We start from the raw sequence: 2,559 nt of genomic DNA, 5'->3' as shown, positions 1-2,559 counted from the left end.
GGTGCATCGCGACGGCGATGCACCCACGACCATGCCCGGTCGGCACGACCGACGCACCGACCGTCGAGACGGAGGAACGATGAAGGCAGTCGTCTACCGGGGAGCGCGCCACCTCGGAATCGAGAACCGCGACCCGGAGCCACCGGGCCCCGGCCAGGTACGGATCGAGGTGGCCTACACCGGCATCTGCGGTACGGATCTGCACATCTACCACGGGGACATGGACGCCCGGGTTGGTGACTCCGCGATCATCGGGCACGAGATGTCCGGGCGGATCGCGGCCGTCGGCGACGGCGTGACCGGCTGGAACATCGGTCAGGCCGTCACCGTGATGCCGACCCGGCCCTGCGGACGCTGCGCCGCCTGCCAGCGGGGCAACTCACACGTCTGCCACGCGATGAACTTCCTCGGCATCGACTCACCGGGTGCCATGCAGTCCTCCTGGACGGTGCCGGTGGAACTGGTCCTGCCGCTTCCCGAGGAGTTGCCCCTCGACCACGCGGCGCTCGTCGAGCCGGTGGCGGTCGCCGTGCACGACGTACGCCGGGGGAACGTGACCGCCGACGACCATGTCGTCGTGGTCGGTGGCGGGCCGGTCGGCGTCCTCATCGCCACCGTCGCCCGGGGCCGTGGCGCGCGGGTGCTCCTCGTCGAGCCGGACCCGTTCCGACGCGAGGTGGCGGAGGGGGTCGGCATCGAGGCCGTCGACCCGCGAGCGACCGACGTCGTGGCGCTGGTCAACGACCGTACCGATGGCGCGGGCGCCGACATCGCCTTCGAGGTGTCCGGCGCACCGGCCGGCGTCACCACTGCTGTCGACGTCCTGACCACCCGTGGGCGGCTGGTCATGGTGGCGATCCATCCTCAGCCCCGCGAGGTCAACCTGCACCGGTTCTTCTGGCGTGAGCTGGAACTCCTGGGTGCCCGGCTGTATCAGCGCGACGACATGGTGGAGGCGATCCGGTTGGTCGCCTCGGGTGCCATCCCGGCACAGCGGCTGATCTCCCGGGTCGAGCCGGTCGAGGCGGCCAGCGCGGCCTTCGAGGCGCTGGAGGGTGGCGGCGTCATGAAGGTGCTGCTCGATGTGCGGGAGGGAAAGCAGTGACGGCCTTGTTCGACCTGTCCGGCCAGACCGCCGTCGTGACCGGGGCGCGGCGCGGTATCGGCCTCGCCATGGCCGAGGCCCTGGCCCTGGCCGGCGCCGACATCGTGGGGGTCTCCGCCCAGCTCGAAGCGGAGGGCAGCGAGGTCGAACGCCGGGTGCGCGCCACCGGCCGCCGGTTCACCGGGCTGCGGGCGGACCTCGGCGACCGGGCGGCCGTGCACCGGTTGGCCAGCGACATCACCGCTCTCGGGCCGGTCGACATCCTGGTGAACAACGGTGGCACGATCGCCCGGACCCCGGCCGCCGAGCACCCGGACGAGATGTGGGACCACGTGATCGAGGTCAACCTCAGCAGCCAGTTCATCCTCAGCCGGGAGATCGGCCGGACGATGGTCGAGCGCGGCCGAGGAAAGATCATCTTCACCGCGTCGCTGTTGAGCTTCCAGGGCGGCATCACCGTCCCCGGTTACGCCGCCTCGAAGTCGGGCGTGGCCGGCCTCACCAAGGCGCTGGCGAACGAGTGGGCGGCCCACGGGGTGAACGTCAACGCCATCGCGCCCGGCTACATCGCCACCGACAACACCCAGGCGCTGCGCGACGACCCCGACCGCAACCAGGCGATCCTCGGGCGGATTCCGGCCGGGCGGTGGGGTCGGGCCGACGATCTCGGCGGTGCCACCGTGTTCCTGGCATCGACAGCCTCGGACTACGTCAATGGCGTGGTGCTGCCCGTCGACGGCGGCTGGTTGGGCCGATGACGGGCGCGCAGGAGCACGGGCGGGCCGGGATCGTCGACGCGCACCACCACCTCTGGGTCCGGGCACGGCACCCGCAGCCGTGGATCGACCCGGTGACCATGGCAGCCATCGACGCCGACTTCGAACCCGCTGATCTCGCGCCGCCGGCCCGGGCGGCCGGGGTCACAGCGACAGTGGTGGTGCAGTCCATCGCCTCCGTCACAGAGACGGTCGACCTGCTGGGAGTGGCCGCCGAGGACACCCTGGTCCGTGGTGTCGTCGGCTGGGTGGACCTGACCGCGGCCGACGTCGCGGAGCACCTCGACGGTCTGCGGGCAGCCCGAGGCGGCGAACGCCTCGTCGGCATCCGCCACCTCGTGCAGTCCGAGACCGACCCGGCCTACCTGGACCGTCCCGACGTCCGTCGGGGGATTGCGGCGGTGGGCGCCGCCGGCCTCGTCTTCGACCTGCTGGTACGCCAGCATCAGCTCCCCATGGCCGCGCGTCTCACGCGCGACCTGCCCGAGGTCAGCTTCGTCCTCGACCACCTCGGCAAGCCCGCGCTCGGCAGTCTGGAGATGGCCGAGTGGAGCCGTGACCTGCGGTCGTTGGCGGCCTCGCCCAACACGACGGCGAAGCTCTCCGGGCTGGTGACCGAGGTGCCGCACTCGCACTGGACGCCGGCTGACCTTCGACCCGCCGTCGAGGACGCCCTCG

General features: G+C 71.7%; 3 protein-coding genes. All 3 read left to right on the top strand.

The window, feature by feature from the left end; all coding sequences use genetic code 11:
- Positions 1 to 79 precede the first annotated feature (79 nt).
- Entirely contained in the window at positions 80 to 1,105 is a 1,026-nt protein-coding gene (locus tag ABZ749_RS33650; protein ID WP_357235074.1) for an alcohol dehydrogenase catalytic domain-containing protein, read from the top strand.
- Entirely contained in the window at positions 1,102 to 1,863 is a 762-nt protein-coding gene (locus tag ABZ749_RS33645) for an SDR family NAD(P)-dependent oxidoreductase (RefSeq protein ID WP_357235071.1), read from the top strand. Before ABZ749_RS33650 ends, ABZ749_RS33645 begins: the two co-directional genes overlap by 4 nt.
- On the top strand, positions 1,860 to 2,559 hold a 700-nt coding region (locus ABZ749_RS33640; RefSeq protein ID WP_357235068.1), incomplete at its 3' end, for an amidohydrolase family protein. The genes ABZ749_RS33645 and ABZ749_RS33640, both read left to right, overlap by 4 nt.

This window comes from Micromonospora sp. NPDC047753 (assembly GCF_040642735.1).
In the GTDB taxonomy this organism is placed as follows: Bacteria; Actinomycetota; Actinomycetes; order Mycobacteriales; family Micromonosporaceae; genus Micromonospora.
Note: the sequence above shows the minus strand (reverse complement) of the source record. Positions and strands in the feature narration are given on the sequence as shown.

Excerpts from the sequence above, each read along its gene's own strand:
- ABZ749_RS33650 (WP_357235074.1), top strand. The coding sequence starts at position 80 with ATGAAGGCAGTCGTCTACCGGGGAGCGCGCCACCTCGGAATCGAGAAC.